This window comes from Pseudomonas sp. RIT623, assembly GCF_004519305.1.
In the GTDB taxonomy this organism is placed as follows: domain Bacteria; phylum Pseudomonadota; class Gammaproteobacteria; order Pseudomonadales; family Pseudomonadaceae; genus Aquipseudomonas.
Genome location: NZ_SOZA01000049.1, coordinates 19,840 through 31,294, shown reverse-complemented (window position 1 = coordinate 31,294; position 11,455 = coordinate 19,840). Strand labels below are relative to the sequence as shown.

Annotated in this window: 8 protein-coding genes; 5 read left to right on the top strand and 3 right to left on the bottom strand. The window is 66.2% G+C overall.

Going from position 1 to position 11,455, the window contains the following annotated elements; translation table 11 throughout:
* Window positions 1–2,193: diguanylate cyclase (locus tag E3U47_RS22870; protein ID WP_134693853.1), on the bottom strand; the 2,193-nt coding region annotated here is incomplete at its 3' end.
* Between the two features lie 95 nt (window positions 2,194–2,288).
* On the bottom strand, window positions 2,289–4,487 hold the full coding sequence (gene rlmKL, locus E3U47_RS22865) for a bifunctional 23S rRNA (guanine(2069)-N(7))-methyltransferase RlmK/23S rRNA (guanine(2445)-N(2))-methyltransferase RlmL (protein ID WP_134693852.1): 2,199 nt from the start codon (window positions 4,485–4,487) through the stop codon (window positions 2,289–2,291).
* Window positions 4,488–5,036: 549 nt separating this feature from the next.
* On the opposite strand from rlmKL, the gene rmf reads away from it, so the two are divergent.
* Window positions 5,037–5,252 (top strand): ribosome modulation factor, encoded by a 216-nt coding sequence (gene rmf, locus E3U47_RS22860; protein ID WP_003248687.1) that lies wholly within the window; start codon window positions 5,037–5,039, stop codon window positions 5,250–5,252.
* A gap of 98 nt (window positions 5,253–5,350) precedes the next feature.
* Here rmf and E3U47_RS22855 read toward each other — a convergent pair whose 3' ends face one another.
* The gene (locus E3U47_RS22855) at window positions 5,351–6,376 is read right to left on the bottom strand and encodes a quinone-dependent dihydroorotate dehydrogenase (protein ID WP_134693851.1); all 1,026 of its coding nucleotides are present in this window, start codon (window positions 6,374–6,376) and stop codon (window positions 5,351–5,353) included.
* Between the two features lie 126 nt (window positions 6,377–6,502).
* On the opposite strand from E3U47_RS22855, the gene E3U47_RS22850 reads away from it, so the two are divergent.
* The 4 genes from E3U47_RS22850 to E3U47_RS22835 all read left to right on the top strand — a co-directional run bounded on the left by E3U47_RS22850 (window position 6,503) and on the right by E3U47_RS22835 (window position 11,370).
* Entirely contained in the window at window positions 6,503–7,717 is a 1,215-nt protein-coding gene (locus E3U47_RS22850; protein WP_256660330.1) for a CmpA/NrtA family ABC transporter substrate-binding protein, read from the top strand.
* Window positions 7,718–7,727: 10 nt separating this feature from the next.
* The gene (locus E3U47_RS22845; RefSeq protein WP_134693849.1) at window positions 7,728–8,303 is read left to right on the top strand and encodes an ANTAR domain-containing response regulator; all 576 of its coding nucleotides are present in this window, start codon (window positions 7,728–7,730) and stop codon (window positions 8,301–8,303) included.
* A 185-nt stretch (window positions 8,304–8,488) separates the two neighbouring features.
* Complete coding sequence (locus E3U47_RS22840) at window positions 8,489–9,700, top strand: NarK/NasA family nitrate transporter (RefSeq protein WP_134693848.1); 1,212 nt, start codon at window positions 8,489–8,491, stop codon at window positions 9,698–9,700.
* Window positions 9,700–11,370 carry a bifunctional protein-serine/threonine kinase/phosphatase gene (locus E3U47_RS22835; protein WP_134693847.1) on the top strand — a complete coding sequence of 557 codons (1,671 nt, stop codon included), beginning with the start codon at window positions 9,700–9,702 and terminating at the stop codon, window positions 11,368–11,370. The genes E3U47_RS22840 and E3U47_RS22835 overlap by 1 nt, the downstream gene beginning before the upstream one ends.
* The last annotated feature ends 85 nt before the right edge of the window (window positions 11,371–11,455 follow it).

Below are 11,455 nucleotides of genomic sequence, written 5' to 3'. Positions count from 1 at the left end.
CGCATGACTGCCCGGGCACAGCACCATGAACTCCTCGCCTCCCAGCCGGCAGAACACATCCGTGCGCCGCAGCCGACGCCCGATGCGCTGGCACAGGCTGCGCAGCACATGGTCCCCCACCGCGTGGCCGAACTGATCGTTGATCCGCTTGAAATGATCGATATCGAGCATGATAACCGCCAGGTCCAGCCCACCGCGCTGCGCCCGGTCCAATTCAGTGCGTAAACGCTCCTGGAAATAGCGACGGTTGAAAATACCGGTCAGTGCGTCGGTGATCGACAACGTGCGCAGCTCCTCCTCCACCCGCTTGAGGTCGGAGATATCGGTGAGATAGCCATGCCAGAGCGTACAGCCATGGTCGCCGATCTCCGGCGTCGCCTCGCCCCTAACCCAGCGCAGCCCCGCGCGCGGCAAGCACACCCGGTACTCCTCTCGCCACGGCGTCAGTTGCTCGGCGGAATAGCGCACTGAGCGCCGCACCCGCTCCAGGTCGTCAGGGTGAATGCGCTCGAATACCGCCGAGGCGTCCTGGCGCAACAACGCCAGGTCGACCTCGTAGATGTCGTGCAAGCCCCGGCTGGCGTAGGGAAAACAGGAATGGCCATCGACGTCCAGGCGGTACTGGTAGATGCCTCCCGGCACCTCGTCGCTGAGCTTCTCCAACAGGCGGTCACGGGCCGCCAGTGCTTCATGTACCCGGCGGCGCTCGGTGACGTCGATGCAGATCGCCAGGTACCCCACCCACAGCCCCTGCTCGTCGAGCACAGCGGTCACCAGCATGTTGGCCAGCAAGTGGCTGCCATCCTTGCGCACCAGGGTCCAATCGGCCGGCTCGCCCGCTCCCTCCTGCACCGTTTCGGCGAACATCGCCTGGCCCGCCCCCACCTCGCGACCATAGCGCTGGCTCAAGGCATGGGCGCGCCGGTGGAGCTCGTCGGGCTGCACCAGATCCTCCAGGGTCAGTTGCCCCAAGGCCTCGCTGGCCGAGTAGCCAAGCATGCGCTCGGCGCCGGCGTTGAACGTGTCGATCACCCCGCGCAGGCTGGTGGCGATGATTGCCACCTGGGTCGCGGCATCGAGCACGCTGCGCAACTGGTTGTGGGTCTCGCGCAAGGACTGCTCGCTGACACGCAGTTCCGCCGTGCGTCGCGCGACCAGGCCTAGGGCGCGCTGGCGCTGGCCGAACAGGCTGTACAGCAAGGCCGCCAAGAGCAGGCTGAGCAGCCCGCCCAGCACACTCACCACGTTCACCGCCGAAGAGCGGTTGGCCGCCAGGAAATCCAGGCTGGGGCGGATATCCAGCTGATAATGATGGTCGGCCAGATGCAGCAGGTGGCTGCTGGCCAGGGCCATGCGCGCCGGCGTATTGCCGGAATCGAACAGCACTTCGCGCGCACCTTCGCTGGACAGGTCGTGGATACGCACCACCAGGTTGCCGTCGGCCACGGTGGGTAGGCTTTCGACGATCAGCTGGCGCAGGCTCAGCAATGCCATGACATAACCGCTGGGCGGCGCATCGGCGAACGCCGAGTCGGCGAACACCGGGGCGACCATCAGCAGGCCACGGCTGTAGGCCGGCTCGACATTGAGCATGTCCAGCGGTGCCGACACCGCCATGCTGCCGGGGCTCAAGGCCCTGGCCAGGGTCGCCTCGCGCAGCGGCTGGCCACGCAGATCCAGGCCGTAGGGTTGGCCCTGCCGGCTGGCCGCCTGGGTGAACAGCACCGGGTAGTAATAGTCACGCGCAGGCGCGGGGTGCCACGCACCCTGGGCGTCGCGGTCGCGGATCAGGTAAGGCTGTCCCAGCCAGGCACTGGCATGCTGCTCGAAGGCTTCGCGCTGCGCCGCCTCGACCCGGGGCGCCCACGAATAGGCCTGGGTGCGGTGCAACAGCGGCCGGGCATAGCCGTCGAATTCGCGGGGGGTGACCTGGCTCGAATAGCTGAAGAACCGCCGCAAGCCATCGAGGCGCTGCTCCTGTTCCTCGAAACGCTCGGCGATACGGCTGTAGCGCTCGCTGGCCAGCAGCTCGAAGCGCTGGCGCAGTTGCTGCTTGTGGAAGGCGTGGGTGGCGGTAGCCAACGCAGCCGTGAGCAGGCACCCGGCGACCAGCGCCGCCAGGGCCACGCCCCAGGCCGACAGCTGGTCGCCGAGCAGGCCCAGCAGCTTCGCAGGTACGTCCGGGTTCGACATAGAGGACTCTCACCAACGTCAGCGTCCTGCGAATTGTCCTGCCCTGTAGTGCTTTATAGCCACTGGCCAGCAGCCGCGCCATGTACCTCGTCGGCTTACTTCAAACGTAGCTGCCAGGCGCGGTGGATGCGGCTGTTGCGCGCGAAATCCGGATCCAGGGTCTGGGCGCTGATTTCCTCTACCGCATAGCGCGCGGCCAGATGTTCGTCGAGCTGGAACTTGCGGAAGTTGTTGGAGAAGTACAGCACGCCGCCCGGCGCCAAGCGGGCCATGGCCAGGTCGAGCAGCTCGACATGATCGCGCTGCACATCGAACACCCCTTCCATGCGCTTGGAGTTGGAGAAGGTCGGCGGGTCGATGAAGATCAGGTCGTAGCTCTCCGTCGCCCCCTGCAGCCAGGCCATCACATCACCTTGCTCCAGGCGGTTGCGCTCGGAGAAGCCATTCAGCGACAGGTTGCGCCGAGCCCAATCCAGGTAAGTCTTGGACAGGTCGACGCTGGTGGTGCTGCGCGCGCCGCCCTTGGCTGCGTGCACGCTGGCCGTGGCGGTGTAGCAGAACAGGTTGAGGAAGCGCTTGCCGGCGGCCTCGCGCTGGATGCGCAGGCGCATTGGCCGGTGGTCGAGGAACAGCCCGGTGTCCAGGTAGTCGGTGAGGTTGACCAGCAGCTTGACGCCGCCCTCCTCGACTTCCATGAAACGTCCTTCGGTCGCCTGGCGCTCGTACTGACGGGTGCCACTCTGACGCTCGCGGCGCTTGAGCACCACGCGCTGCGGGTCGACGCCCAAGGCTTGGGGGATCGCGGTCAAGGCATCGAGCAGGCGCGCCTGGGCTTTTTCCGGATCGACCGAACGCGGTGCGGCGTATTCCTGAACATGCACCCAGTCGTGATACAGGTCGACCGCCAGGGCGTACTCGGGCATGTCGGCATCGTAGACCCGGTAGCAATCGATCTTCTCGCGGCGGGCCCACTTGCCCAACTGCTTGAAGTTCTTCTGCAGGCGGTTGGCGAACATCTGCGCACCTTCGGACAGGCGTGCTGGCTCGCTGGCCACCGGCTGCGGACGACGAGACTCGCCCTCCACCGCCTCGACGGGACCCTGGCGGCGCTCGCCGGTGACGAACTGGTCGGGCTGGACCTTGAACAGCAGCAACTTGCACGGCAGCGCGCCGTTCCAGAAAGCGTACTGCTTGTGGCTGCGAATCCCCATGCGCTTGCCCAGCTCGGGCGCACCGGTGAATACCGCCGCCTCCCAGCCCATGCAGGCCTGGCGCAGGCGCTCGCCGAGGTTCTGGTAGAGGTACAGCAGGCTGGCCTCGTCGCCCAGGCGCTCGCCGTAGGGCGGGTTGCTGATCACCAGGCCCTTCTGGTTCTGGTCCGGACGCGGCTCGAAGCTGGCCACTTCGCCCTGGTAGATCTTCACCCAGTCACCCAGGCCTGCACGCTCGACGTTGTTCCGACCTGGCTGGATCAGCCGCGGGTCAGCCTCGTAGCCACGAATCCACAGCGCCGGCTTGGCAAGGCCGGCCTCGGCACGGGCCTGGGCCTCGTCATGCACCTTGCGCCACAGCGCCGGCACATGGCCGAGCCAGGCGCTGAAGCCCCAGCGTTCGCGCTTGAGGTTAGGGGCCATGTCGGCGGCGATCATCGCCGCCTCGACCAGGAACGTACCCACGCCGCACATCGGGTCGGCCAGGGCGCCGCCCTCGGCGGCGATGCGCGGCCAACCCGCACGGATCAGCACCGCCGCCGCCAGGTTCTCCTTCAACGGCGCAGCGCCCTGCTGCAGGCGATAGCCGCGCTGGTGCAGGCTGTGGCCGGACAGGTCCAGGGACAGGATCGCCTCGCCGCGGTCCAGGCGCAGGTGCACCCGTACATCCGGGTCGAGCTTCTCCACCGACGGGCGCAGGCCCTCGCGGTTGCGCAGCTTGTCGACGATGGCGTCCTTGACCTTGAGCGCGCCGAAGTGGGTATTGTCGATGCCCGAGCCATGGCCACTGAACTCAACGGCCAGGGTGCCGTCGGCGGCCAGGTGATCGGCCCAGTCGACCGCGTGCACGCCGTCGTACAGGTCGTCGGCGTTCTTCATCGGGAAACGCTTGAGCACCAACAGCACGCGGTTGGCCAGGCGCGACCAGAGACACAGGCGGTAGGCGGTTTCCATGTCGGCATCGCCGCGAATGGCCGAGGTGTGCTCACGCACCTCGTTCAGGCCCAGTTGGCGAGCCTCTTCGGCGAGCAGGCCTTCAAGGCCTTTGGGGCAGGTAAGGTAAAGTTCGAAACGGTCCGACATGTGCAATCCAGAGCCTTGGGCTAGGTAGATGGCCGCCGACGCATCGGCGACCGATGTTTTCCCGCACACCCTTCCAGCAGGCGCCCGGGTGGCCTGGCGAGACCTCTCGCCGGGCCGGGCCGCTCGGCAGATCGCGCCTTCGCCGATGGCGAAAGTGGCTTTGATCGCTGAGCAGTATGAAAATTTCCTCGACGACGGGTACGCATGTGACCCTTCGTCGCATTACCAAATATTTCAGTCATCAACCAGCAACACTGGCCATATGACGTCAACGCTGACTAAACCCTGATCATAGCGGGCCCAACGGCAAACAAGGTTGAGTCGCATTTATTTACTTATCCTTTCACCCTCTGAAAGGTTACGTCCTTATGACAAATCGATCATTCACACTGTGACTCGCATTCGATAGAACTGATCTCAGGTCGTCCCGCAACGGGGCGGCACTTTCAGCCCGCCACGCCGGCAGCGGGCGCATACCGGCAGAACGATTCTGCCCGGCCTCGGAGAGGCCGACGGGACATTACAGTCAACAAGTGAGGGCAACACCCTATGAGAAGACTTAAGCGTGATCCGTTGGAAAGAGCATATTCACGTGGCTACCAGTATGGCGTCACCGGCAAATCCCGCGAACTCTGCCCGTTCAATCTGCCGTCCGTCCGTCAAGCCTGGATCAACGGCTGGCGCGAGGGCCGCGGCGATAACTGGGACGGCATGACTGGCACCGCTGGCATCCATAGACTCAACGAAAATCACGCCGTTGGCTGAACGAGGACACTGAATTCGAGTCACCATGCGCGCCCCATCCGGGCGGCGGGCTGCGGCCCAGGGGGTCCCTTGAGGGACCCCTTTTTTATACCTGCCGGTTACGACCGCGGCATCGCCGCAATAGCGTCCACCGCTTCGCGAATCAGCGCTGGCCCTTTATAGATGAAGCCCGAATAAATCTGCACCAGGCTGGCCCCGGCAGCGATCTTCTCAGCGGCATGACGCCCTTCGGTAATGCCACCGGCAGCGATGATCGGCAACTTTCCACCCAGCTCACCCGCCAGCACTTTAACCGTATGGGTGCTCTTGGCCAGCACCGGGGCGCCCGATAAACCGCCGGCCTCGCCACCGAACGGCAGCCCCTCGACCCCTTCGCGGCCCAAAGTGGTGTTGGTGGCGATCACCGCGTCCATGCCCGACTCACGCAGCGCCGCGGCGACCAGGGCGGTCTCTTCGTCACTCATGTCCGGGGCGATCTTGATGGCCAATGGCACGCGCTTGCCATTCGCCTGGGCAAGCTGCTCGCGTCGCTCGGCCAGGGCATCGAGCAGTTGCTTGAGCGAGTCGCCGAACTGCAGCGAACGCAGGCCTGGGGTATTGGGCGAGCTGACATTGACAGTGATGTAGCTGGCGTCGTTGTAGACCTTCTCCAGGCAAATCAGGTAATCGTCCTGGGCGCGCTCGACCGGGGTGTCGAAGTTCTTGCCGATGTTGATGCCCAGCACACCGGTGTATTTCGCCGCGCGAACTCTTGCCAGCAGGTGGTCGACGCCTAGGTTGTTGAAGCCCATGCGGTTGATGATCGCGCTCGCTTGCGGCAGGCGGAACAGCCGTGGCTTGGGATTGCCCGGCTGCGGACGCGGGGTCACGGTGCCGATCTCGACGAAGCCAAAGCCCAGCTGGGCGAAGCCGTCGATGGCCGCGCCGTTCTTGTCCAGGCCGGCGGCCAGGCCCACCGGGTTGGCGAAGTTCAGGCCCATGACGGTCACCGGCGACGCCGCCGGCTGCTTGCACAGCAAACCATTGAGGCCCAGGCGGCCACCGGCGCCGATCAGGTCCAGCGACAGGTCGTGGGAGGTTTCCGGGGAGAGCTTGAACAGCAACTGGCGGGCCAGGGTATACATGGGCGGGCGGACTCGCGGTGTGTGAGGGAGCGATTATAGCCAGCGCGTCGCCACGGCGACAGGGTCATGGCACATGGGTTGCTAAGCCAACCTCGTGTCGTCATCTGTCAACGTCCGAGGAATGCCTTGAACACACCCCTACCGACACTGCCACTGGCCTGGGTCAACGGCAGCGATGCACCGGAAAAGCCCTGTCTGAACATCGGTTTCATGGCCCTGACCGACTGCGCCTCGGTGGTGGTCGCCGCCACCCAGGGTTTCGCCCAGCAACAGGGGCTGACCCTCAACCTGCACCGCCAGGCCTCCTGGGCCGGCCTGCGCGACCGCCTGCTCAATGGCGAGCTGGACGCCGCCCACTGCCTGTATGGGCTGGTCTATGCCGTGCACCTTGGCGTGGGCGGCGGGCCGGCCAATGCCCTGGCGGTACTCATGGGGCTGAACCAGAACGCCCAGGCCATCAACCTCTCCCCCACGCTGCAACGCCAGGGGGTGACCAGCGCCGAGGCACTGGCGCGGCGGGTGCACCAGGGTGGCGCACGCCTGACCTTCGCCCAGACCTTCCCCACCGGCACCCACGCCATGTGGCTGTACTACTGGCTGGCCAGCCTGGGCGTCCATCCGCTACGCGACGTCGACAGCGTGGTGGTGCCGCCGGCGCAGATGCGCGCCCACCTGCAGGCCGGACGCATCGACGGTTTCTGCGTGGGCGAACCCTGGTCGGCCGACGCCGTGGCCGAGGGTCAGGGATTCACCCTGGCCACCAGCCAGGCGATCTGGCCCGGCCACCCCGAGAAGGTCCTGGCCTGCACCCAGGACTTCGTCACGCATTACCCCAACACCGCTCGTGCGTTGATCCGCGCGGTGCTGGCCGCCGCCCGCTTCATCGAGCAGAGCCAGGACAATCGTCGTGGCACCGCGCAACTGCTCAGCGGCAGCGCCTATCTGGACAGCCCGCTGGGCAGCATCCAGCCGCGCCTGCTCGGCGACTACCAGGATGGCCTGGGCAACCGCTGGCACGACCCCCATGGGTTGCGCCTGTTCGACCAGGGCCGGGCCAACCTGCCCTACCTGTCCGACGGCATGTGGTTCATGACCCAGTTCCGCCGCTGGGGAATCCTGCGCGACGACCCGGACTACCTCGGTGTGGCACGCCAGGTCCAGCAACTGACGCTGTACCGCGAGGCCGCCCAGGCCCTGGGCGTGCCCTGCGCCTACTCGCCCCTGCGCAGCAGCCTGCTGATCGATGGCAGCCGCTGGGACGGCAGCGACCCCCATGGCTACGCGCGCAGTTTCGCTCTGCATGCGCTGGATACGACACCCGCCCTGCGGGCCGGACGCTGAGGGCGCGAACATGTTGCGCATCCTGCTGATCGACGACACCGAGAAAAAAGTCGGCCGCCTCAAGGCCGCCCTGAGCGAGGCCGGTTTCGAGGTGATCGAGGCCGGCAACTTGAGCATCGACCTGCCGGCCTGCGTCGAAACGGTGCGCCCGGACGTGGTGCTGATCGATACCGAGTCACCTGGCCGCGATGTGATGGAGCAAGTGGTGCTGGTCAGCCGCGACCACCCTCGGCCGATCGTGCTGTTCACCGACGAACACGACCCCGGGATGATGCGCCAGGCGATCGAAGCCGGGGTCAGCGCCTACATCGTCGAGGGCATTCACGCTACGCGCTTGCGGCCGATCCTCGACGTGGCCATGGCACGCTTCGAGGCCGACCAGGCCTTGCGCGCGCAATTGCTGGCCCGCGACCAGCAACTAGCGGAGCGCAAGCGTATCGAGCAAGCAAAAGGGCTGCTGATGAAGCTCAAGGACTGCAACGAAGAGCAGGCCTACACCCTGATGCGCCGCCAGGCCATGAGCCGCCAGCAGAAGCTGATCCAGGTGGCCGAACAAATCATCGCCATGTCGCAGATGCTTGGCTAAAACCCCATTTTTCAACTGTAGGAGCGGCCACCTGCGCCAACACGCTTGGCCCGTCTCTTGCTCAGAGAATGCCCAGGTAGCCAACGGCGGTTGCCAATATACCCCGACAAAGACGTCGCTCGCCCTTCCACGGCCGTGGACCGGGCAGCGGCGTCTTTTCGTTTCCGCGCCCAACGAGGTGTTCGATGAATACGAGCTTCTGGAAATCCGGGCATGTGCCCACCCTGTTCGCCGCCTTTCTGTACTTCGACCTGAGCTTCATGGTCTGGTACCTGCTCGGCCCCCTGGCGGTGCAGATTGCCGCCGACCTGCAACTGACTGCACAACAACGGGGCCTGATGGTGGCCACGCCGATCCTCGCCGGCGCGCTGCTGCGCTTTGCCATGGGCCTGCTGGTCGATCGCCTGTCACCCAAGACCGCGGGGCTGATTGGCCAGGTGGTGGTGATCGCCGCGCTGGCTTGTGCCTGGTGCCTGGGCGTGCACAGCTACGAACAGGCGCTGCTGCTAGGCGTGTTCCTCGGCTTCGCCGGGGCCTCGTTCGCCGTATCCTTGCCTTTGGCCTCGCAGTGGTACCCGCCGCAACACCAGGGCAAGGCCATGGGCATCGCCGGCGCCGGCAACTCCGGCACGGTGTTCGCTGCCCTGCTGGCTCCGGCTCTGGCCGCAGGCTTTGGTTGGAACAACGTGTTCGGTTTCGCCCTGCTGCCGCTGCTGCTGACCCTGGCATTGTTCGCCCTGCTGGCACGCAACGCCCCGCAACGGCCCAGACCCAAGGCCACGGCCGACTACCTGAAGGCCCTTGGCGACCGTGACAGCTGGTGGTTCATGTTCTTCTACAGCGTCACCTTCGGCGGTTTCATCGGCCTGGCCAGCGCCCTGCCGGGCTACTTCAGCGACCAGTACGGCCTGAGCCCGGTCACCGCAGGCTACTATACCGCCGCCTGCGTGTTCGCCGGCAGTCTGATGCGTCCATTGGGCGGAGCCCTGGCTGATCGCTTCGGCGGCATCCGCACCCTGCTGGCGATGTACGGCGTGGCTGCCGTGTGCATCGCCGCCGTCGGCTTCAACCTGCCCAGCGCGGTCGCGGCACTGGCCCTGTTCGTCAGCGCCATGCTCGGCCTGGGCGCCGGCAACGGCGCGGTGTTCCAACTGGTGCCGCAGCGTTTTCGCGAGGAGATCGGCGTGATGACCGGGCTGATCGGCATGGCCGGTGGTATCGGCGGCTTCCTGCTCGCCGCCGGCCTGGGCGCGATCAAGCAACACAGCGGCGACTACCAGCTCGGCCTGTGGCTGTTCGCCAGCCTCGGCCTGCTGGCCTGGTTCGGCCTGCATGGCGTCAAGCAACGCTGGCGCACCACCTGGGGCGCGGCGGCCGTCACCGTGGCGCGGGTCTGATGAGTTTGCGCCTGCGTTTCGCCCAGGCCAGCGCCATCGGGCCGCGCGCGGAGAACCAGGATGCCCTGCGCCTGGTCACCCCCACGCCGGAGCTGGCCGCCAGTAAAGGCTACCTGTGCGCCCTCGCCGACGGCGTCAGCCAGTGCGCCGACGGTGGCCTGGCGGCGCGGGCGAGCTTGCAGGCCCTGGCCCTGGACTACTACGCCACCCCTGCCACCTGGGGCGTGGCCCAGGCCCTCGATCGCCTGCTCAGCGCGCAGAACCGCTGGCTGCGCGCCCAGGGCAACGGCCAGCCACTGTTGACCACGCTTAGCGCCCTGGTGCTGCGTGGGCGGCGCTTCACCCTCGCCCATGTCGGCGATTGCCGGGTCTACCGCTGGCATGCCGGGCACCTGCAATGCCTGAGTGAAGACCACGTTTGGGATCAGCCCGGCATGCAGCATGTGCTCAAGCGCGCGCTGGGCCTGGACCAGCACCTGCTGGTCGACTACCTGGACGGCGAGTTGCACGAGGGCGAATGCTACCTGCTGCTCAGCGATGGCGTCTGGGCCAGCGTCGGCGACCAGCGCATCCAGGCGATCCTGCGTGAGCAAGCCGACCTGCAGGACGCTGCCGACACGCTGGTAGCCACCGCCCACCACAGCGGCAGCCAGGACAACGCCAGCGCCCTGCTGGTGCAGGTCGAGCACCTGGGCGCAAGCAACCTCGGCGATACTCTGGCGCAACTCGGGCAGTGGCCGCTGCCAGGACCATTGCGCGAAGGCCAGCAGGTCGATGGCTGGCAAGTACAAGGGCTGCTGACCCAGAGCCGGCAGTCATTGCTCTATCGGGTGCGCGATCAGCAAGGCCAGCCCTGGCTGCTGAAAACCTTGCCCCCAGGCCGTGAACACGAACCTGGAGCCGCCCAGGGCCTGCTGCTGGAAGAGTGGTTCCTGCGCCGCGTTGCCGGCCGCCACTTCCCCGAAGCCCACCCAGCCAGCCAGCGCCAGTACCTGTACTACCTGATGCGTGAATATGCCGGCACGACCCTCGCCGCCCGACTCGAAGCCCATGGCCCGCTGCCCCTGGCTCAGTGGCTGGAAATCGCTCGCCAGCTGCTGCAGGCGGTTGGCGTACTGCACCGACGCAATCTGCTGCACCGCGATATCAAGCCGGAAAACCTGCACCTGGGCGACGATGGCCAGTTGCGCCTGCTGGACTTCGGCCTGGCCTACTGTCCGGGTCTATCCGAGGATCAACCCCACGCCCTGCCTGGCACGCCTTCCTACCTGGCGCCGGAAGCCTTCGACGGCGTGCCGCCGAGCCCGCGCCAGGACCTGTATGCCGTCGGCGTGACGCTCTATCACCTGCTCACCGGTCATTATCCCTATGGCGAGGTAGAGGCCTTCCAGCGCCCGCGCTTCGGCAACCCGGTCAATGCCGGGCGTTATCGTCCCGATCTGCCGGAGTGGTTGCAGCGCAACCTCGAGCAGGCGGTAACCGCCAACCCCGCACTGCGTTTCGAGACCGCCGAGCAATGGTTGCTGCTGCTCGAGCATGGCGACCGCCAGGCCCCGGCCGAGCGGCCACGGCCGCTGCTGGAGCGCGAGCCGGTAAAAGTCTGGCGCACACTGGGTTTGATGTCGCTGCTATTGAATATGGTGCTGTTGCTGATTTTGCTCAAGCATTGAGCGCCTCACACGCCCTTTAGGAGCGGCCTTGTGTCGCGATGGGGCGCGTAACGTCCGCACATTTTCAGCTTCGCCACGAAGATTG